Raw genomic sequence first — 17,758 nt, 5'->3', positions numbered from 1 at the left:
AATGTTCACGATGTTTTATTATAGATTGCTGGTAACTATTGACAAGGTAGGAGTTGACAATGTATATAGTCCCGATGGCGTCGTACCGCGGTGAAAGAAAAGCGGGGGAGAACATACCATGAGTACACAGCAAGAACCAGTTTCGTTAGACCTCGACAGACGGTCGTTCATGAAGGCGAGCGCACTCGCAGGTGCGGTCGCACTCGGGGTCAGTGGCGCCGGACAGGCGCTTCAGAGTACAGGTGACGAGCCGGAGGGTGCGGATACGGGCACGGAGCTTTCGAAGACCATCTGCAACTACTGTTCGGTCGGGTGCGGGTTCCACGGCGAACGTGAGGGCGACTCGTTCGTCGGCATGGAACCGTGGAAGGAACACCCGGTAAACGCCGGGTCGCTCTGTTCGAAGGGCGCCGGCATCTACGAGACCGAACACTCAGAGAAGCGCCTGAAACACCCGATGATTCAGGAGAACGGCGAGTGGCGCAAGATCGGGTGGAACGAGGCCTACGACCGCCTCGCCACCGACATTCGTGCGCTCTGGCCGGATTCGGATGTCTCGCCCAGCGATGCGGTGGACGTAGACGAAGAACACAGCAGAGAGAGCGTGATGTTGCTCGGCAGCGCCCACCACTCCAACGAGGAGTCCTACGCCATCAGGAAACTGGCGGCGTTCATGGGCACGAACAACGTCGACCATCAGGCGCGTATCTGCCACTCGACGACGGTGGCCGGCCTCGCGAACACGTGGGGCTACGGGGCGATGACCAACACGGTCAACGACTACCGGAACTTCGACCTCGACATCATCGTCGGGCAGAACCCGGCCGAGGCCCACCCCATCGCGATGCAGCATATCCTCGAGGGGCAGAAGCGGGGCGGGGACATCCTCGTCCTCGACCCGCGGTTCACGAAGACGGCGGCTCACGCCGACGAGTTCGTCCGGTTCCGGCCCGGCACCGACGTGGCGCTGATGATGGGGGTCATCAAGGACCTCCGCGACCGCCACGGCCTCGCGATGGACCCGGACGCCGACGACACCGGGCAGAACATGCTCACAGACCGGGTACAGGGCTGGGAAGACGTCGCGGCAGAACTCGACCAGTACGACTTAGAGACGGTCTCGGAAATCACGTGGGTCGACGTCGAGGACATCCAGCGCATCAGTGACATGATACACGAGGCCCGCCCGCACGTCCAGATAGAGTGGGCGATGGGCGGGACCCAGCACAACAACGGGACCCAGAACATCCGCTCGTACGCCGAACTGAGTCTGGCCTCCGGGTCGGCGGCCCGGAGCGGCGGCGGTCTGCAGGTGATGCGTGGCCACGCCAACGTGCAGGGAGCGACCGACCTCGCCGTCGCGAGCCACATCCTGCCGGGGTACTACGGCCTGAGCCCCGGTGGCTGGTCGTGGTGGGCCGACGTGTGGGACAAGAGCCCCTACACGAGCGGGTCCACCTCGTTCCGCGAGCTGTACGACAAGTTCGAGTTGATGCCGGAGGACCTCTACGTCCGGCAGAGCGCCGTCGCGGAGGGCAACGAGGACATCGACGCCTCGTTCCCGGCGGACAACTCGATGATGTTCCAGAACGGGCTGACGGTCGCCCGGTGGTTCGAGGCCGCACTGCCGCAGGACATACGGTATCAGGAGACGCCTATCTACCAGCCAGATCAGGTGAAGATAGCGTTCTTCTGGGGGCACTCCGCGAACTCCATCAGCGAGATGGAGCAGATGAAAGAGGGGATGGAGAACCTCGACTTGCTGGTCGTCTGCGACGTGTTCCCCTCGGTGGCGAGCGTCCTCCCGAGTTTCGAGGAGGGCCCGCCAATCCTCCTGTTGCCGGCCTCCAGTCAGTACGAACACTACCGCTCGCTGACCAACACGCACCGGGCGACCCAGTGGTCACAACCGGTGCGCCCGCCGGCCCACAACTCCAAGCCGGACCTGCAGATAATGCAGGAACTGGCCGCCGCGCTGGGCTTCGGCGAGCACTTCGACTGGGGCGAGGGCGAGGAGATCCACAACGGAAAGGCGAGTTACGAGGCCGTCGTCCGGGAGTTCAACCTCGGCACGATGACTATCGGCTACCGGCAGGACCCCGAACGCCTCCAGCAGCATCTGGAGTACGACTACGCGTTCTCCAGTGAGACCCTGCGTGGCGCGAAAGGGACGCCCGTCGAGGGCGAGTACTGGATGCTCCCGTGGCCCTGCTGGGGCGAGGGCCATCCGGGCACGCCCATCATCTGGAACGACGACCTGAACCCCAACAACGGGGGACAGGACTTCCGGACCAGATGGGGCGTGCAGGCGCCGACGCCCGAGGAGTGGGACGCGATGCCCACGGAGGACCCGTATCCGTTCGAGGCGACGCTGGACGCGGTCGGGGACCGCTACGAGAGTCAGGAAGCGGCGCTCGACCTGACTCGCGCCCCGTACGACCCCGAGTGGGCGGGCCCGCGTGACTCCGCCGAGGACGGCCTGCTCCACGGCGTCCCGGAGTACCCCGGATGGAAGACGACGTTCCCCGAGAGCCTGCTGGATCCCGGCAAACAGACCCGGGCCGACCAACTCACTATCCCACAGCAACACGCGCTGTCGAAGAACGGGTCGGTGTACACCGCCGCGTTGCATCTGAACGACCCGCTGGGATACGGAAGCGGCCAGAACGAACCGGCCCTCGAAATCGACAACCCCGAGTTCGAGTGGACCGGGACGACCAGCGAGGAGTTCACCCAGTACGTCCAGGAGACCCAGGACATCGACGCGTCCTTCTACGAGCAGTACGACTTCCGGCAGGTCGACGCGCCGACCGGTCGTGGCCGCGCGCGCGGCGTCGTCTGGAACTTCCTCGACAAGGTGCCGGTCCACCGCGAACCCATCGAGAGTCCGTTCCCCGAACTGGTCGAAGAGTGGCCCGCGAACGGCCAACAGCGGAACTTCTACCGCTTAGACCAGAACAACGCCGAGGAACAGCAGCGCGCGATGGACATCATCCACAACCAGAGCGACGGGCCGGACTTAGACACCATCATGACCACCGGCCGGCAGGTCGAACATCAGGGTGGTGGCTCGGAGACGCGGTCGAACATCCACACGGCCGACCTCCAGCCCCACATGTACGCCGAGATAACGCCGAACATGGCCGAGGACCTCGGCGTCGACGGGGGCGACCTCATCGTCATCTCCTCGACGGACCGTGGCTCGGTGCTCGTCAAGGCCCGGGTCACGAACCGGCCCAACGACCGGGAGGTGTTCCTCCCGTTCCACTGGGCCGGCGTCTTCAAGGGCAACAGTCTGGAGGACAAGTACCCCGACGGAACCGTCCCCTACGCTATCGGGGACTCGGCGAACGCCATCACGTCGCGTGGCTACGACGTCGAGACCCAGATGCAGGAGACGAAAGTGGCGATGGTCGCCGTCAGACCGGCCACACAGAGCCTGCTGAACGACCTCAACATGGACGTCGACCTACAGTTCCCGCAGGACCGCAACGACATCGGCACGCAGAAAGACTTCGACGTCCGCGACAACTCGACGGTGCAATGAGGTGATATGACATGTCAACAGGAAACGAAGTGATGCGCGACGGCGTCATGAGTACGGGCGAGGACGCCCGTATCTTCCCGGACGTCGAAGCGTGTATCGACTGTGGCGGCTGTGTCGTCACGTGTAAGCGGACGTGGGATGTCCCCCGCGACGAGCAACGTATCAGCATCGCCACGATGCTCGAAGGACAGGAGGGCGCCCCCGGGTTCAACGCCAGTAGCGGCCGGGCGATGGAGCAGGGCGAGAACCCCGGCGAGACGGCCATCCCGATGCAGTGTTACCACTGCGAGAACGCGCCGTGTGTCTCGGTCTGTCCGACCGACTCCCTCATCAAGAAGGACAACGGCTTCGTCCGCGTCCGGGACGATCTCTGTATCGGCTGTCAGTACTGCCTCTCGGCGTGCCCGTTCGGCGCCCCGCAGTTCCCCGACCAGGGGACCGGTGCCGCGAACCTCGTCGGCGGCGGCAACACGATGGACAAGTGTACCATGTGCGAGGAACGGCAGGACGTCGGCAAGGGGCCGGCCTGCGCCGAGGAGTGTTCGACCGACGCCATCCTCGTCGGGACGCCGAGCGAGATCGCCGACGAACTGGAACACCGTGACAGCGGGGTGTTCTTCAACGACCAGGCGATGAACATCATCTTCGGCGAAGAGTCGGGTGAGTTCCAATGAGCGGGCGACAGGAGACGCCGGAGGTGTCTGGCTACGCCCGGTCACACGTGGCCATCAGTGCCGTCGTCGGCCTCCTCGTCGCGGGGCTGTCGGTCTGGTGGGCACAGGGGTTCGACGTCTTCTACGAGTCGCTGTACCGGGTCAACCCGAGCGTCGAGGGCGGCGGCATCGGATCGGACTGGGTGTTCGGCAACACCATCCCGGCGCTCGACTTCCTCATCGCGCTCGTCCACGCCGCCGACGTGCTGATGGGGGCGTTCATCCTCGTGATGGTGTTCCTCCACTGGGCGGCGTTCCGTCGGCTGGCCGACCGGATGCGCCAGCCGGGCGAGGAGCGCGGCGAGGCCGTCGCCGCCGACGGGGGTGAGCAAGGATGAGCAATCTCGACCACGGGAAGTTCACGCGGGTGACGACGCTGTTCCACTCGCTACTCGGGCTAGACGTGTTCCTGCTGTTTTTCACCGGCTACGCCATCATGTTCAACGACGAACTGTGGTGGCTGCTCGCGGCGATGGGCGGCGCCAGCGGCGTCACGGCTATCCACCGTCTCACCGGTATCGCCCTCATCGCGCTCATCGTGTTCTGGGTCGTCCTGCAGATAATCTCGCCGACCGGGCGGGGGAACTTCAGCCAGATACTCCCGAACAAGGACGACGTCGACGCGTTCGTACAGGACGTCCAGTTCATGCTGGGCCGGGCCGACGAACGTCACCCCAACGCCCGGCAGTTCGCCGGCTACAAGGCCGACGAGGTGCCGCTCCTGTCCTACATCGGGAAGGGCGTCGTGTTCATCTTCTCTATCGAACTGACGCTGCTTGCCATCTCCGGCCTGCTCATCTGGAGCAAGACGGGGCTGGCGGCGATGTTCCAGACGAAGGCCGCCGCGATGGCGTTCGTCACGTTCCACGGTCTGCTCGGGGTCATCATGCTGATGGGGGTCATGTTCCACGTCTTCGAACACGGGTTCCATCCCGCGTTCTACCCCGTCGAGACGAAGGCGTTCATCCCCCGGAGTATGGTGCCCGAGTACCACGCCGACGAGGACGAGGAACCGGAGACGACCGGTATCGAGCGCCTGTCGCTCTCGCCCTCGTGGCGGACGATGTCCTCGATATTCGGTGCGCTGACCGTCATCGGTATCGTCTCGGTGCTCGTCGGGAGCATCTTCGACGAGGGCTATCCGGTGCCCCGTGAACTCGCCATCGGCGGCGGGCCGACGAGCGTCCTGCTGACCATCGGTATCAACGTCGGCATCCTCGTGCTCGGCGTCGGGCTCGTCCTCTCGATGTACGGCAACGTCCTGCGCATCCGCTGGGAGCGCCAGATGGAGGAAGAACGCGAAGGACCCGCCGCCACCGACGGCGGACGCGAGGACCCATCGGACGACTGAGGCCGCGCGTCTCTTCAGGAGACGATAGCTTTCCCTTCCGGCGAGAGGTCGACGCCGACGTCCTGCCGTGTCTGTTCCTGTATCTGGTCTAGGTTCCGTGTCAGCACCTGCAGGATGTCCTTCGGTTCGGGGTAGACGAGCATGTTCCCGTCGCCGTCTTCCATCACGAGTTGTGTATCGGACAGCGCCACTTGGTCGCCCTCGATGCTGGCGACGATGACGTTCAGGGCCTCGGCGCCGCCGGGGTCGCCCTCCTCGACCATCGTGACGTAGACGCCGTCGAGGCCGACGAGGTCCTTGTACTCCCGGACCTGCCGGGCGCAGGCGACCATGTCCTGTGTGACGGCCGTCTTCTGCTCGTTGCCGTGGTCTCCCTCGAAACAGTGCTTACAGACCCGCAGTTCCAGCCGCATGTCGAGACCGTACGGTGTACTGCGGTATGACTGTTGTGCAGGCTGGTAGCACACTCCGCACCAGCCACCGAACCCGCTGAAGTCGGTCCGTGGGTGCTGACGGCCGGCCGGAGCTGTCGGGCGGGGGAAAATTTGTTACCGATGCTACGTGTACTGTCAACACATGGCGGGAATACTCGACGCGATATACCTCGTCCTCGCCGTCGGCGTCGCCGTCGTCGGGCTGGGGGCGCTCGCGAAGGTGGTATCGGACACGGAAGAGACCGGGTCGCGGTGGCTCCAAGTGTCGGCGATGCTCGTCGCACTGGTGTTCTTGCTCGCACTGGGCGTGGAGTTCCTCGCGTAGCGGGCGTCACCGCTCGCCGAGCGCGTGGTAGCCGACGATACCGACGACGAAGGCGACGCCGAGGTTGGTCAGGACGCCGAGGACGCCGATAGCGACGACTGGGAGCGTCGAATCCGCCTCGCCGAGGCCCGTCCGACCGAGTTGTACTGCGACGAGCGCCAGAATGACGCCGAGGACGCTAGTCGGGTACGCGGCGACCAGTCCCACCGTGAGCACCGCGACGAGCGCGTAGCCGACGCCGAGGACGACGTTCGCACCCGGCGTCCGCGCGCCGAAAGCGTACTTTCCGGCGACGCCGCCGCTCCCGTGACACATCGGAAAGCCGCCCAGCGGTACCGCAAGCAGGTTCATCGCGCCCATGCTCGTCGATAGCTGGTCGGCCGAGACGTCGCCGTCGAAGTAGTCCCCGAGCAACACCGACGTCGCCAGCGCCGCGTTCCCGACGGTCATCGCCAGTTGCGCCAGCGTGGCCTCGACGCTTCTGACCGTCAGGTCCGCCGCCGGGAGCGTGAGCATCGCGTCGGGCAACGGGAGCGCCGGTGTGGGCATCCCACTCGACAGGAGGGCGACGACCCCGCCGACGGCAAACACGGCGAGGGCGCTCACCGAGCGGTAGCCGCCGACGGTCAACGCGACGGCGACCCCGACCGCGAGTGCCGCCAGTCGCAGGTCCCCGCCCGCCAGTCCGAGGCCCGTCTCGAACAGGACGAGCGCGACGCCGAACTGGACGCCCCGGACGACGACAGTCCCCACGTATCGCTCGACGGTTTCGAGGGTCCGGGTCCACCCGAGGCCGAGCAGGACGACGCCGAGCAACAGGCCGGCGACGACCAGTTCCCCGGTCGAGACGGCCCCGGCGACGACGAGCGCCGCGAGTGCCTTCATCGGTTCGACGGAGACGGGCATCCCGTAGTACAGCCCCCAAACCACCTGCATGGCACCGAACCACAGCAACATCACCGGCAGCGAGAGGTCGGTCAGCATCGCGACGGCGACGACCACCGGCAGGACCGTCGCGGAGTCGCCGACGGCGCCGGTGACCTCGTGCCACGCCACGTCGAACCGAGTGTCCTCGCGGTAGTCGATAGAGAAGGCCATCGACTCAGTCGGCCGCTATCGCACGGGTGGCGGTCGCTTTGAACGAGGCCACGACGCGACTCCCCGGGCGGAGGTCGAGTCGGTCGAGGCTCTCGTGCGTGAGCAGTGCCGACAGCGAGTCGGGCGTCCGGATATCGATGGTCGCACAGACGATAGTCTCGCCCGCGTCGACGCCGACGACGGTCCCTTCGAACCGGTTTCGCGCGCTCGTACCCCCGGCGGCAGGCGCGTCCGTTGGCGCGTGCAGCGTCACCGCGTCCGACCGGACGCTGACCTGTACCGGCGAGTCCACCTCAGGCACGTCGCCGCCGTCCCGCGCTACCAGTCGGGCCCGCAGGTCGCCGGCATCGGTAGCGACGACGCCGAGTTCGCCGTCCCGTTCGGTCACCCGACCCGGAATCACGCACTCCTCGACGCTGGCTGTCCCCGCGAGCGTCGCTTGCAGGCGGGCCAACCGCGAGAGGAGCGACGCGGCCGTCTCGGTCAGGTCGCTCCCGCCGCCGGTCGCACCGCCGCGTCGTCGCTCGACGAGCGGGCCGTAGGCCTCCTCCAGCGTTTCGATGCGGTCCAGTGCCCGCGCTCTAGAGCGACCGAGGGCCTCGCTCGCTCCGGCGACCGACCCGGCGTCTCGGATGGCCCGGAGCAACTCGGCGTCGGCCGCGGTGAAGGCGACGCCGTCAGACTGTAACTGTGCGTCGACGCTGGCGTCCATACAACCAATTGTCACGCCGTCCGGGAAAACCATTATGAACGATTGGTAACAATACCGATGTATCCATGTCGAAACAGCGACGCAGTAGACGCACCTTCCTCGGGAGCGTCGGGGCGACAGTTGCCCTCGGCCTCGCAGGGTGTAGCGGCGACGGCGGGAGCGGTGACACCGACGGCGAGAGCGATGGCGGGGAAGGCGGCACGACATCCACCACGTCCGGCGGCGGGATGGCCGACTCGATGACTATCTTCCACGCCGGGTCGCTCGCGCCGCCGTTCAGCGAGGCCGAACCTGGGTTCGAGGAGGAGTTCGGCGTCGACGTGAACCGCGAACCGAAGGGATCGGTCGCTTCGACGCAGAAGATAACCCAGCAGGGCCGGACGGCGGACGTGCTGGGGGTCTCCGACTTCCGACTCATCCGTAACCGCATCCTGCCGGACTACGGCAGTTGGTACGCCATCTTCACGACGAACTCGATGTCGATACAGTACCGCGAGGACTCGCCCGGGGCGGACGAGATCTCGGCGGACAACTGGTGGGAGATTCTCACCCGGGACGACGTGACAGTCGGCCATGCGGACCCGGCAGTCGACCCCGGCGGCTACCGCGCGGTGATGACCCAGCAACTCGGGAAGGAGACGCTGGACGGCGAACGACTGTACGACGAGGCAACCTTCGAGAAGATGCGAGAGAACTCGACGGTGCCGACTGGGACCGAGACCAAACTCAAGGGCCAGCTCCAGAGCGGCGCGCTCGACTACGCCTTCTACTACCAGTCCATCTCCAGCACCGCCGACATGCCCTACGTCGACCTCCAACCCGAGGTCGACCTCTCGAAGGCGACGAGCAAGTACGCCGAACACTACGCGAAGGCCGAGGTCGAGACCGACTCGGGGACCTTCACTGGCGCGCCCATCGCGTACGGGCTCACGGTACCCGACGTCGCCGAGGCCCCGGGCCGCGGCGCACAGTGGATAGAGTCCTTCGCCACCGAATCCGGCCGGGAGATTCTCCAGAACAAGGGGCTGGTCCCCGTCGACCCCATCGTCGTGCCCGAGAGCGGGCAGGACGCAGTACCCGATTCCGTGATGGACGTCGCCAGCGCCAAGTCCACTCTCGGCCCCTTGGAGCTGTAGATCCCGGCGACGACTCATGAACGAGCTACCCAGCACGACCCACGATGGCAACTGAGACAGAACGACGCTTCGACGGCAAGCGGCTCGGTCGGACACCGCAGGTACTGGCGTTCATCCTCGTTCAGGCGGTGGCGTTCGCTGCCACCTACACCGCGGGCCATCCGACGTGGTACGCCTACTTCATGATCGGGAGCACGGCGGTGACTGCGTACCTGCTGGACGGCTCGTCGTTCGCGGTCGCCTCGGCCACCATCAGTAGCGTGCTACTGGTCGCGCTCGGGCTGCCGCTGTTCCTCTTCGTCGCCCGCCAGCAGCCGTCGATAATCGCCGAGAAGGCGGTCAGCCCGGACGTCCACCGGATGCTGTATCTGGGCGTGTACGGCCCGCTGCTGGCGGCGATCGTGAGTCTCCTGCTCGGCATCCCGCTGGCACACCTGCTGGCCGAGGGCTTTGCCGGCCAACCGCTGGTCGAGAGCCTCGTCGACCTCCCGCTGGTGGTGCCCCACTCCGTCGCCGGGATCCTCATCCTCTTCGGGTTCGGTAAGGGCGGAGCCTTCCCGCAGCTATCGATACTCGGTACGATGGTCGGCGTCGTGCTGGCGATGGTGTTCGTCTCGGCCCCTTACGCGGTCAACGCCACCCGCGAGGCGTTCGAGGCCATCGACGACCGGCTCTCATACGCCTCCCGAATCCACGGGGCCAACCGCTGGGAGACGTTCCGCCGGGTCACCGGCCCGCTGGCGGTCCGTGGCATGGTCACCGGCGGCGTGCTGGCGTGGGCCCGTGCTGTCTCCGAGTTCGGGGCCGTCGCCGTCGTCGCCTACAGCGTGGAGTTCTTCTATCTCCCCGCCGGGGAGAAGGTGACCACCCAGCACGCGCCCGTGTTCGTCTACAGCACCTACCTACAGGGCGGCTTAGCCGAGAGCGGCGCGGTCGCGTTCATCCTGTTGGGCGTGTCCGCGCTCATCTTCCTCGTCGTCAGGTACCTGACCAACGACACCTCGGGGGGAATCGCGTGAGTCTCTTGCAGGCCGACGTCGCGTCGACGTTCACCGCCGACGGGGCCGAGGCGTTCACCGTCGACGCGAGCCTCGAAGTCGACAGCGGCGAGACGCTCGTCGTGTTGGGGCCCAGCGGCAGCGGCAAGACGCTTCTCTTGGAGACTATCGCGGGCTTCCACGACCACGAGGGGGTCGTCACCCGCGACGGCGACCCGCTGCACGACCGGCCGCCGGAACAGCGAGGATTCGGCTTCGTGTTCCAGGACTACGCGCTCTTTCCGCACATGACCGTCCGCGAGAACGTCGAGTACGGGGCTCGCTACCACGAGGGGACGCCCGACGCGGCGGCCCTCCTGACCGACCTCGGCGTCGGCGACCTGCTCGACCGGTACCCGCCGACGTTGTCGGGCGGCGAGCGACAACGGGTCGCGCTTGCCCGCTCGCTGGCCGTCGAACCCGACGTGATGCTGCTGGACGAGCCACTGGCCGCGCTTGACGTGCCGACTCGACAGTCGCTGCGCGACGACCTCGCCGACATTCTGGCCGACGTGACGGCGCTCTACGTCACCCACAACCGAACGACTGCTCGGGCCATCGCGGACCGCATCGCCGTGATGCGTGACGGACGGGTCGTCCAGCGAGGGTCCCCCGAGGAGATATTCGAACGGCCCGAGTCGCCGACCGTGGCGAACTTCACGGGCTCGAACGTCGTCGACCTGTCGGCCGCCCCGTCGCTGGCCGCGCTGCTGAACGGCGACGGCTCGCTGGACAGTCACGTCGCTGTCCGCCCAGAGGCGGTCCGACTCAACGGCGGCAGCGGCGACCTGGAAGCGACCGTCGAACGGGTCGTCCGCGAGGACGCGACCAGCCGCGTGACGCTCGCTTTCGACGGCGTGACCGTCGAGGCGTTCGCCGACGAACCGCCTGACGAGGGAGCGACGGTCGGCGTCTCGTTCCCCCGCGACCGACTCCACGTCTGCTGATAGCCGCCCGCCAGCGTCCGGCGGGCATCGAATAGCCACGGCTGTAGCCAAACTAGTGTAAACCGTTAAGTGTAGTCGGCGCCCGATTTAACATAGATATTCATGACTGACCTCGGCGGCTTTCAGGACCACGTGGCGCGAATCGACCTCGGCGAGGGTGATGTCGCCTACGAAGGCATAGACGAGGAGGACGCGAAGAAGTACATCGGCGCGCGCGGCTTGGGTGTAAAGTACGTCTTCGACCAAGGGCCGGACGTCGACCCTCTCGGTCCGGACAACTTGCTGGCGTTCGTGAACGGGCCGCTGACGGGGACACAGGTGACGATGAGCGGCCGTATCGCCATCTGTACGAAGTCGCCGTTGACGGGCACCGTCACCGACTCACACCACGGCGGCTGGTCGGGCGCGCGCCTGAAGTGGGCCGGGTTCGACGGCCTCCTGTTCGAGGGGCAGGCCGACCATCCGGTGTACGCCGTCGTCGAGGACGGCGAAGTCGAACTCCGCGACGCCTCACACATGTGGGGCTGGGGCATCCACGACACCATCGAGGAGATCGAAGACGAGGTGGAGGGGGCCTACGGCAAGAACCTCTCGACGATGGCCATCGGGCCGGCCGGCGAGAACGAGGTGAAGTACGCCTGTATCATCAACGAGGACGACCGGGCCTCCGGACGGGGCGGCACTGGCTGTGTGATGGGCAACAAGAACCTCAAAGCCGTCGTCGTCAAGTCCCCGACGAAGATGCCCAAACCGAAGGACAAGGAGACGTTCCAGGAGGGCCACAAGCAGGCGATGCAGGTCATCCAGGAGTCCGACATCACCGGCCCGAACGAGGGGGGCCTCTCGCTGTACGGCACCAACGTCCTGATGAACCTCACCGAGGAGATAGACGGGCTCCCGACGAAGAACGCGAAGTACTCCTCGACCCGGTCGATGTCCGAGACGGAGGGCAACGGCGAGCGCATCATCGACTCCGAGGACGTCTCCGGTGAGAACGTCCGGGAGAACATCCTCGTCGACGAGCCGACCTGTCACTCCTGTCCGGTCGCCTGCAAGAAGGAAGTCGAGGTGCAGGCGATGCACAAGGGCGAGGAGATGAACGTCCGCACCGAGTCCTACGAGTACGAGTCGGCGTGGGCGCTCGGCCCGAACTCCGGGCACGTCGAGCGCGATAAGATCGCCGTGATGCTCGAACGGTGTAACGACGTCGGCGTCGACACCATCGACGTGGGCAACACCATGGCGATGACCATGGAGATGACCGAGCAGGGCAAACTCGACGGCCTCGGGGACGGCTTGGATTGGGGCGACGCCGACACCATGATAGACATGATCGACGCCATCGGCCACCGCGACGGCGAACTCGCGGACCACCTCGCCGAGGGCCCCAGCCACCTCGCCGAGGAGTTCGACGCCAGCGAGAACTCCTTGGCGGTGAAGGGCCAGACGATGGCCGCCTACGACCCCCGCTGCATGAAGGGGATGGCCATCGGCTACGCCACCTCGAATCGCGGGGCCTGCCACCTCCGGGGCTACACCCCGGCTGCCGAGATTCTCGGCGTCCCCGAGAAGGTCGACCCGCGCGAGTGGGAGGGGAAGGGCGAACTGTGTGCCACCTTCCAGGACCTCCACGCCATCAGCGACTCGTTCGACATCTGCAAGTTCAACGCCTTCGCGGAGGGCATCGAGGAGTACGTCCTCCAGTACAACGGCATGACCGGACTGGACGTCGGCGAGGAGGACCTGATGGAGGCCGGCGAGCGCATCTACAACCTCGAACGCTACTACAACAACCTCGTGGGCTTCGACGGGAGCGACGACGACCTGCCGGACCGCTTCGTCGAGGGCAACGAGAACGCCATCCCCGCACAGGGCGGTTCCGAGGGCGAACTCGCCGAACTGGACAAACTGAAAGCCGAGTACTACGAGGTCCGGGACTGGGAGGACGGCGTCGTTCCCGACGAGAAACTCGACGACCTCGGCATCGACGTCGGCCCCGGCACCGGCGTCAGTTCCGGCGGCGCGGCCGCACCGAGCGACGACTAGCGAGGGAGTGACCGTCGGGGAACTCCCTCGGACCGACGCGGTGAACGGAGTGAACCGCAGACGTGGTGAGTACTGATGCACAAAGACGAGTTCGACGACTTCGAGTTCCAGGTCGAGTCCCGACTGACGAGCCACGGCGTCTACGTACAGACGTTCGAAGAGCGCGCCGACGAGAACACCTACGCGGTCACCTACGAGTCCATCGCGGCCGAACCGGGGTCGGTCCCCCACTCGGAGATCGGCCGCGTCATCAACGTCCTGCGTGACCTCCACGCCGACGACTGGTCGGGGGCGGATGTCGAGGCCACCGTCCACGACTTAGAGGGCGAGGTGCGGGGCTACTGGTACGTCGACGCCGAGTGGTTCGACGGCCTCCACAACGGCGACCTCTCACAGACCGACTTCTCCCAGAAGGTGTTGGAGACGCTCAGCGTGTAGCGTCGACGGCCACGACTTCGCGGAGTTCGAGCGTCGACTCGAACTCCGCTTCTCTGTCGAGTCGCCGGCCGTCCCGCTCGAACTGCGCTTCGTGCGCGCGCCGCACCGCCTCCCACTCCCGTCTGTTGAATCCCAACTCCTCGCCGACCGACTCCCAGTACCCCGTCTCGGCGCAGTAGTAGTCGGCGTCTCTGGCCCCCTCGATACGCTCGTAGCGCCGCTCGTACTCCGTGCGGTGGGCCGCGACGTATCGCTGGGCTCCCTCCAGTAAGTTGGGGAGACGGTCCAGCGGGACGCTCGCGCGGGTGCCCGCGAGGAGGACGAGTTGCGCCTCGATGGGGTGGTCGGCCATCGCTACCCGCCGGCCCGCATCGCCTTCTGGGCGAACTCCTCGACGAGCGGGTCCAGCGTCTCCTCGTCGCCCTCGAAGACGACGGTCACCTCGGTCAGTTCGATGGTCGGCCCGATACCGACCTTTTCGGCCGACAGCTCGGCGGTCCAGTCGTCGGCGACGACGGTGGTCTCGTCGCGCTCCTCCCCGCCGAGGCCCTCCAGATAGTGCCGGGCGAGTCGCATCGAGATACCGCGGAAGCTCCGTTCTCGTCGCATCGCGAGTCGTTAGGCACCGCCGCGACTAAACGCCTCGGGGCGCGTGTGCCGGGTCATCCGGGCCGGATGCCGTCGTCGACGATGCGGGCGTTGCGCTCGCGGTCGATGCGGTCTGCGAGGTCGGCGTGGTCGTATATCTGCTGGATGATCGACGCGGTGAGGTCACGCCACACCATCGCGTAGATGGGCGACTGGCCCCACGCCCGCAACTCGACGACGTACTCGTCGTAGGCCTCCCAGCGGTCCTCGAAGTATTCGACGAGGTCGACGACGGCGCTCGCCGGGTCCTCGCTGTCGAGCGCCGCGTTGATGTCGCCTTCCCACCCGGCGATGGCCCGCTGGATGTCCTGTTTGGCGTCCTCGCCGTCGGCCGGCAAGGAGTCGACGATGCCCGCCGGAATCCCCAGTTCGATGTCCTCCATACTCGTTGCTGGAGCCGCTGGCAATTAAACCCGGTCCCGCCCGAACGTGTTCGCACCCACCGTTTTAGCCGCGCTGGCCCTAGTCGCCTCCATGAACGGGACGGCACACGAGGGGACACAGCGGGCCCGGACGACCGTCGAGGTCCGATGTACGGGTCACGTCAGAGACGCCGTCGGCGAGCCACACATGGAATATACCTTCGAGGGCACGACGCTCCGGGCGTTCCTCGAAGCGTTCTGTGAGCGCTACGACGTGGCCGACCTCCTCATCGCCGAGACGGAGTCCGACGCCGCCACGGCGGGGTGGGCCCCGGAACTGGAGTCACTGCCCGGGACGTGGAAGAAGAACCCGGAGGGCGACCAGACGCGGTGTTACGCCCGCGTCACCGTCGACGGCCAGTTCAACGAGCATCTGGACGGACTGGACACCGAACTCGACGGCGGCGAGCGGATCGGCCTCCTCTATCCGTTCATCTTCTGCTGTTAGCCGCCGGCGACGGGCGGGAAGACGCTGAGTTCGTCGCCGTCTTCGAGCGTGGTGTCGAGGCCCTCTATGTGTTCGATGTCCCGTCCGTTCCGGAGAATCGTCAGGTACTGCCGGAGGGTGTCGTCGGACTCGAACAGTTCCATCTCGGGGTACTCCTCGCCGAGTGCCCGGAGGACGTCACCGGCGTCTGCGCCGTCGTCGAACTCCCGGCGGAGTATCTTCTGGCCGACGGTCGCCCGGAAGTTCGCGAAGAAGCGCAACTCGATTTCCATGTGCGGGTGCTAGGGACACGGCCGTATAAATGTAGAGCGGCGATGCGGTCGGTCGACGCTACGACGGGACGACCGTGATGGTCTTGCCGCGGTCGATGGCTCGCTCTAACTCCTCGGCGATGCCCGACCCGCGCGAGACCTGAATCTCGCCGCCACGAGAGACGGTGGCGGTGAAGAGGTACTCGCCGTCGGCCTGCACCTCGACGGTGTCGCCGGCGTGGCCGTCCAGCGGGACCCTGACGTGGCGGGAGGTGACCTCCGGTTGGACGATTTCGCCCTGCTTCCCGCCGCTGTCGGTCTGGGGGCCGCCGGAGGGGCCGGTGGGCTTCTCGTCTAAGGTCCGCACGTCGATGTCGATGCCCAGTCGGTTCTCCACGTCGGTGATGCGGCCGCCGCCCTTGCCGATGACCTGCGGGATGTCGTCGTCTTCGACCCAGACGACGGCGTTGTTCGGGCCGCGGAGTTCCACGTCGACGTGGCCGCGGGCGATGGAGCGAATCTCGCGTTCGACCTCCTGTTTCGCGAGGCGGTCGACGCCCGAATCTTGCTCGTCGTCGTCCTCGTTCAGCGGGACGGTGACGACCTGCCGGTTGAACGTGTATATCTCGTACTCGGGTTGGCCGGTCTCGAAGTCCCGGACGACGATGACCGGGCGCGCGAGGTCCTCTTCCATCAGGCCCTGCGGGACCTTCACCTCGGTCGTCACGTCGTAGACGGTGTGGACCTGGCCCGCCTCGATGTAGACGACGGTGTCGACGATCTGCGGGATGAGGCCGAGTTCGACGCGGCCGATGAGGCGCTGAAGGGCGTCGACGGCCCGCGTCGCGTGGACGACGCCGACCATCCCGACCCCCGCGAGGCGCATGTCCGCGAACACCTCGAAGTCGTCGGTCTTCCGGACCTCGTCGTAGATGGTGTAGTCCGGCCGGACCATCAACAGCGAGTCGGCCGTCTTCTCCATCGACCCGCCCAGCGCGGTGTACTGGGTGATGTTCGGGCCGACCTGCAGGTCCCGCGGCTTCTCCATCGTCTTGACGGAGTAGTCCGCGTCGACGAGGAACTCGCCGACCGCCTGCGCGAACGTCGACTTCCCGGCGCCGGGCGACCCCGCGATGAGGACGCCGCGCTGGTGTTCGGTGAAGCGGTCGCGGAGTTCGTCGGCGTGTTCGTAGTCGTCCAGGTCGGTCTTGACGATGGGTCGGACCGCCGTAATCTCCATGGCGTCCGAGAACGGCGGGCGCGCGATGGCGATGCGCAGGTCACGGAACTGGACGATGCTCATCCCGGGTTCGTCGAGTTCCAGAAAGCCCTCGGGGGAGGCGCGAGCGGCGTCCTCGATGTCGTCGGCGTACTCGCGCAACTCCGCCTCGGTCGCGAGGTCGTCGCGAATCGGCTGGTAGTGCATGTCGCCGATGGAGCCCTTCTTCGCGAACGGCTGGACGCCGACCTTGAGGTGGACGCTCATCGTCCCCTCGTCGAAGAAGTTCTCTATCTGGAGACGGTCGACGCTACGCCCGCGCGGCTCGATGTACTCCACGTCCAGCCCTTTGGCGCTGGCCACCTCGGCCTGTACGTCGTCGCTGGTCACCAGCGTCGCGCCACGGTTCTGTGCCACGTCGCGGATGAGCGCGTCTATCTCGCCCTCGCCGGCGTCTCGCTTCTCGATGGCGTCGGGACGGCGGCCGACGTACTCCACGTCGATGGTGCCCTCGTCGGCGAGGTCGACGAGACGCTGGAGTTCCTCTAACCCCTCCCAGCCGGTGTCCCGGCCGTCGTTGGCCTGTGCTTCGAGTTCGCCGACGACGGCTTCGGGGACGACGACCGTCGCGCCGGCAAAGCCCATGCCGTCCACGTCACCGTCGGGAGCGGCGTCGGCTTCTATCTGGTCGGACACGCGGCCGTCGATGACCACGCTCGTGTCCGGTACGATTTCCATATGCGGAGTAGGTGCCTGTCGCGTGATAAGGGTCCTGATGCCCGCGCTAGCGAGTGGCGTGCTAGCCGTGAGTTGCGTCACCTATCTACTGAATCGCTCGGGCCACGCTGTGAACAGGCAGAAAGCCCCCGACCGCTCGGCTACTGCGACTCGCTGCGCGCTCACTCCGTTCGCGTGCTTGCGTCGTGGTTCGAGAGAGCAAAGCTCTCTCGTCATCACGAAAGGTGCATTGGGCCTTTCGAACGATC

General features: G+C 66.3%; 19 protein-coding genes. 11 read left to right on the top strand and 8 right to left on the bottom strand.

Annotated elements, in window-relative coordinates; translation table 11 throughout:
* Positions 1 to 118 precede the first annotated feature (118 nt).
* From NDI85_RS08195 to NDI85_RS08180, 4 genes are read left to right on the top strand one after another with little or no spacing between them, the layout of a single operon-like run.
* Positions 119 to 3,547: a molybdopterin-dependent oxidoreductase gene (locus NDI85_RS08195; RefSeq protein ID WP_310915473.1), complete on the top strand. Its 3,429-nt coding sequence runs from the start codon at positions 119 to 121 to the stop codon at positions 3,545 to 3,547.
* 11 nt (positions 3,548 to 3,558) lie between these two features.
* Positions 3,559 to 4,221, top strand: a complete 663-nt coding sequence (locus NDI85_RS08190; RefSeq protein WP_189000728.1) for a 4Fe-4S dicluster domain-containing protein — start codon at positions 3,559 to 3,561, stop codon at positions 4,219 to 4,221.
* Positions 4,218 to 4,598 carry a hypothetical protein gene (locus NDI85_RS08185; protein WP_189000731.1) on the top strand — a complete coding sequence of 127 codons (381 nt, stop codon included), beginning with the start codon at positions 4,218 to 4,220 and terminating at the stop codon, positions 4,596 to 4,598. Before NDI85_RS08190 ends, NDI85_RS08185 begins: the two co-directional genes overlap by 4 nt.
* Positions 4,595 to 5,611 (top strand): cytochrome b/b6 domain-containing protein, encoded by a 1,017-nt coding sequence (locus tag NDI85_RS08180; protein ID WP_189000734.1) that lies wholly within the window; start codon positions 4,595 to 4,597, stop codon positions 5,609 to 5,611. Before NDI85_RS08185 ends, NDI85_RS08180 begins: the two co-directional genes overlap by 4 nt.
* 14 nt (positions 5,612 to 5,625) lie before the next feature.
* Here the strand turns inward: NDI85_RS08180 and NDI85_RS08175 are convergent, their stop codons facing one another.
* Positions 5,626 to 6,024, bottom strand: coding sequence for a hypothetical protein (locus NDI85_RS08175; RefSeq protein WP_166968283.1), 399 nt, complete (start codon positions 6,022 to 6,024; stop codon positions 5,626 to 5,628).
* 163 nt (positions 6,025 to 6,187) lie between these two features.
* On the opposite strand from NDI85_RS08175, the gene NDI85_RS08170 reads away from it, so the two are divergent.
* The gene (locus tag NDI85_RS08170) at positions 6,188 to 6,370 is read left to right on the top strand and encodes a hypothetical protein (RefSeq protein WP_189000737.1); all 183 of its coding nucleotides are present in this window, start codon (positions 6,188 to 6,190) and stop codon (positions 6,368 to 6,370) included.
* A gap of 6 nt (positions 6,371 to 6,376) precedes the next feature.
* Here NDI85_RS08170 and NDI85_RS08165 read toward each other — a convergent pair whose 3' ends face one another.
* Both NDI85_RS08165 and NDI85_RS08160 read right to left on the bottom strand, forming a co-directional pair.
* Positions 6,377 to 7,468 (bottom strand): putative sulfate/molybdate transporter, encoded by a 1,092-nt coding sequence (locus tag NDI85_RS08165; RefSeq protein WP_189000740.1) that lies wholly within the window; start codon positions 7,466 to 7,468, stop codon positions 6,377 to 6,379.
* Between the two features lie 4 nt (positions 7,469 to 7,472).
* The gene (locus tag NDI85_RS08160) at positions 7,473 to 8,180 is read right to left on the bottom strand and encodes a TOBE domain-containing protein (RefSeq protein WP_189000742.1); all 708 of its coding nucleotides are present in this window, start codon (positions 8,178 to 8,180) and stop codon (positions 7,473 to 7,475) included.
* A 65-nt stretch (positions 8,181 to 8,245) separates the two neighbouring features.
* Between NDI85_RS08160 and NDI85_RS08155 the strand changes: the two genes are divergently transcribed.
* The 5 genes from NDI85_RS08155 to NDI85_RS08135 all read left to right on the top strand — a co-directional run bounded on the left by NDI85_RS08155 (position 8,246) and on the right by NDI85_RS08135 (position 13,784).
* On the top strand, positions 8,246 to 9,316 hold the full coding sequence (locus tag NDI85_RS08155; RefSeq protein ID WP_310915472.1) for a substrate-binding domain-containing protein: 1,071 nt from the start codon (positions 8,246 to 8,248) through the stop codon (positions 9,314 to 9,316).
* 44 nt (positions 9,317 to 9,360) lie between these two features.
* On the top strand, positions 9,361 to 10,335 hold the full coding sequence (locus NDI85_RS08150; RefSeq protein WP_189000748.1) for an ABC transporter permease: 975 nt from the start codon (positions 9,361 to 9,363) through the stop codon (positions 10,333 to 10,335).
* Positions 10,332 to 11,300 carry an ABC transporter ATP-binding protein gene (locus NDI85_RS08145; RefSeq protein WP_229783173.1) on the top strand — a complete coding sequence of 323 codons (969 nt, stop codon included), beginning with the start codon at positions 10,332 to 10,334 and terminating at the stop codon, positions 11,298 to 11,300. Before NDI85_RS08150 ends, NDI85_RS08145 begins: the two co-directional genes overlap by 4 nt.
* Before the next feature lie 102 nt (positions 11,301 to 11,402).
* Positions 11,403 to 13,346, top strand: coding sequence for an aldehyde ferredoxin oxidoreductase family protein (locus NDI85_RS08140; protein ID WP_189000751.1), 1,944 nt, complete (start codon positions 11,403 to 11,405; stop codon positions 13,344 to 13,346).
* A gap of 75 nt (positions 13,347 to 13,421) precedes the next feature.
* Positions 13,422 to 13,784, top strand: a complete 363-nt coding sequence (locus NDI85_RS08135; RefSeq protein ID WP_310915471.1) for a hypothetical protein — start codon at positions 13,422 to 13,424, stop codon at positions 13,782 to 13,784.
* Here NDI85_RS08135 and NDI85_RS08130 read toward each other — a convergent pair.
* The 3 genes from NDI85_RS08130 to NDI85_RS08120 are packed head-to-tail and all read right to left on the bottom strand — an operon-like array spanning position 13,774 to position 14,815.
* Entirely contained in the window at positions 13,774 to 14,136 is a 363-nt protein-coding gene (locus tag NDI85_RS08130) for a hypothetical protein (RefSeq protein ID WP_310915470.1), read from the bottom strand. The two genes, NDI85_RS08135 and NDI85_RS08130, sit on opposite strands and share 11 nt — an antisense overlap.
* A gap of 2 nt (positions 14,137 to 14,138) precedes the next feature.
* Complete coding sequence (locus tag NDI85_RS08125) at positions 14,139 to 14,393, bottom strand: hypothetical protein (RefSeq protein ID WP_189000759.1); 255 nt, start codon at positions 14,391 to 14,393, stop codon at positions 14,139 to 14,141.
* A gap of 53 nt (positions 14,394 to 14,446) precedes the next feature.
* Complete coding sequence (locus tag NDI85_RS08120) at positions 14,447 to 14,815, bottom strand: hypothetical protein (protein WP_310915469.1); 369 nt, start codon at positions 14,813 to 14,815, stop codon at positions 14,447 to 14,449.
* Positions 14,816 to 14,906: 91 nt separating this feature from the next.
* Here NDI85_RS08120 and NDI85_RS08115 point away from each other — a divergent pair, with 91 nt between their 5' ends.
* Positions 14,907 to 15,302 carry a pterin cluster protein gene (locus NDI85_RS08115; RefSeq protein WP_310915468.1) on the top strand — a complete coding sequence of 132 codons (396 nt, stop codon included), beginning with the start codon at positions 14,907 to 14,909 and terminating at the stop codon, positions 15,300 to 15,302.
* Here NDI85_RS08115 and NDI85_RS08110 read toward each other — a convergent pair.
* Both NDI85_RS08110 and NDI85_RS08105 read right to left on the bottom strand, forming a co-directional pair.
* Positions 15,299 to 15,574, bottom strand: a complete 276-nt coding sequence (locus NDI85_RS08110; RefSeq protein ID WP_189000768.1) for a ubiquitin-like small modifier protein 1 — start codon at positions 15,572 to 15,574, stop codon at positions 15,299 to 15,301. The two genes, NDI85_RS08115 and NDI85_RS08110, sit on opposite strands and share 4 nt — an antisense overlap.
* Before the next feature lie 58 nt (positions 15,575 to 15,632).
* Positions 15,633 to 17,510, bottom strand: a complete 1,878-nt coding sequence (locus NDI85_RS08105; protein ID WP_310915467.1) for a PINc/VapC family ATPase — start codon at positions 17,508 to 17,510, stop codon at positions 15,633 to 15,635.
* Positions 17,511 to 17,758: the final 248 nt, after the last annotated feature.

This window comes from Haloarcula sp. S1AR25-4, from assembly GCF_031624555.1.
GTDB lineage: Archaea > Halobacteriota > Halobacteria > Halobacteriales > Haloarculaceae > Haloarcula > Haloarcula pellucida.
Note: the sequence above shows the minus strand (reverse complement) of the source record. Positions and strands in the feature narration are given on the sequence as shown.

What these genes read in the sequence shown, in the direction of transcription:
- NDI85_RS08195 (WP_310915473.1), top strand. Translation starts at nt 119, where the DNA reads ATGAGTACACAGCAAGAACCAGTTTCGTTAGACCTCGACAGACGGTCG.
- NDI85_RS08190 (WP_189000728.1), top strand. Translation starts at nt 3,559, where the DNA reads ATGTCAACAGGAAACGAAGTGATGCGCGACGGCGTCATGAGTACGGGC.
- NDI85_RS08185 (WP_189000731.1), top strand. Translation starts at nt 4,218, where the DNA reads ATGAGCGGGCGACAGGAGACGCCGGAGGTGTCTGGCTACGCCCGGTCA.
- NDI85_RS08180 (WP_189000734.1), top strand. Translation starts at nt 4,595, where the DNA reads ATGAGCAATCTCGACCACGGGAAGTTCACGCGGGTGACGACGCTGTTC.
- NDI85_RS08175 (WP_166968283.1), bottom strand. Translation starts at nt 6,024, where the DNA reads ATGCGGCTGGAACTGCGGGTCTGTAAGCACTGTTTCGAGGGAGACCAC.
- NDI85_RS08170 (WP_189000737.1), top strand. Translation starts at nt 6,188, where the DNA reads ATGGCGGGAATACTCGACGCGATATACCTCGTCCTCGCCGTCGGCGTC.
- NDI85_RS08165 (WP_189000740.1), bottom strand. Translation starts at nt 7,468, where the DNA reads ATGGCCTTCTCTATCGACTACCGCGAGGACACTCGGTTCGACGTGGCG.
- NDI85_RS08160 (WP_189000742.1), bottom strand. Translation starts at nt 8,180, where the DNA reads ATGGACGCCAGCGTCGACGCACAGTTACAGTCTGACGGCGTCGCCTTC.
- NDI85_RS08155 (WP_310915472.1), top strand. Translation starts at nt 8,246, where the DNA reads ATGTCGAAACAGCGACGCAGTAGACGCACCTTCCTCGGGAGCGTCGGG.
- NDI85_RS08150 (WP_189000748.1), top strand. Translation starts at nt 9,361, where the DNA reads ATGGCAACTGAGACAGAACGACGCTTCGACGGCAAGCGGCTCGGTCGG.
- NDI85_RS08140 (WP_189000751.1), top strand. Translation starts at nt 11,403, where the DNA reads ATGACTGACCTCGGCGGCTTTCAGGACCACGTGGCGCGAATCGACCTC.
- NDI85_RS08135 (WP_310915471.1), top strand. Translation starts at nt 13,422, where the DNA reads ATGCACAAAGACGAGTTCGACGACTTCGAGTTCCAGGTCGAGTCCCGA.
- NDI85_RS08130 (WP_310915470.1), bottom strand. Translation starts at nt 14,136, where the DNA reads ATGGCCGACCACCCCATCGAGGCGCAACTCGTCCTCCTCGCGGGCACC.
- NDI85_RS08125 (WP_189000759.1), bottom strand. Translation starts at nt 14,393, where the DNA reads ATGCGACGAGAACGGAGCTTCCGCGGTATCTCGATGCGACTCGCCCGG.
- NDI85_RS08120 (WP_310915469.1), bottom strand. Translation starts at nt 14,815, where the DNA reads ATGGAGGACATCGAACTGGGGATTCCGGCGGGCATCGTCGACTCCTTG.
- NDI85_RS08115 (WP_310915468.1), top strand. Translation starts at nt 14,907, where the DNA reads ATGAACGGGACGGCACACGAGGGGACACAGCGGGCCCGGACGACCGTC.
- NDI85_RS08110 (WP_189000768.1), bottom strand. Translation starts at nt 15,574, where the DNA reads ATGGAAATCGAGTTGCGCTTCTTCGCGAACTTCCGGGCGACCGTCGGC.
- NDI85_RS08105 (WP_310915467.1), bottom strand. Translation starts at nt 17,510, where the DNA reads ATGGAAATCGTACCGGACACGAGCGTGGTCATCGACGGCCGCGTGTCC.